This is a genomic window from Stenotrophomonas sp. SrG (genome assembly GCF_050031795.1).
Taxonomy (GTDB): domain Bacteria; phylum Pseudomonadota; class Gammaproteobacteria; order Xanthomonadales; family Xanthomonadaceae; genus Stenotrophomonas; species Stenotrophomonas rhizophila_A.
Genome location: NZ_JBNBBE010000096.1, coordinates 1 through 305 on the forward strand (window position 1 = coordinate 1; position 305 = coordinate 305).

Annotated in this window: 1 pseudogene; it reads left to right on the forward strand. The window is 63.0% G+C overall.

Annotation, left to right across the window (positions count from 1 at the left end):
* Positions 1–110: 110 nt before the first annotated feature.
* A pseudogene (locus tag ACQG3P_RS19120) lies at positions 111–305 on the forward strand (uracil phosphoribosyltransferase); the annotation flags it as partial.

A 305-nucleotide genomic window follows, 5' to 3' on the forward strand; every position in this document is an offset into this window, starting at 1 on the left:
TGTTGCAAGAACCTTACACCGGTGGAGATTGTGAATCTCGGGGGCCGGCTATGGCCGGCCATGGCACCGGTGCGGCAAAATGGCGTTCTCCCCGTATAGTTGGCATTCCCATGAAAATCGACGAAGTTCGCCACCCGCTGGTGCAGCACAAGATCGGCCTGATGCGCGATGCGTCCCTGAGCACCATGGACTTCCGCGAGCTGGCCATCGAACTGGGCGGCCTGCTGGCCTAAGAGGCCACCGCCGACCTGGACACCGAAGCGCACACCCTTTCCGGCTGGGCCGGCCCTTTGACCGTGGTGCGA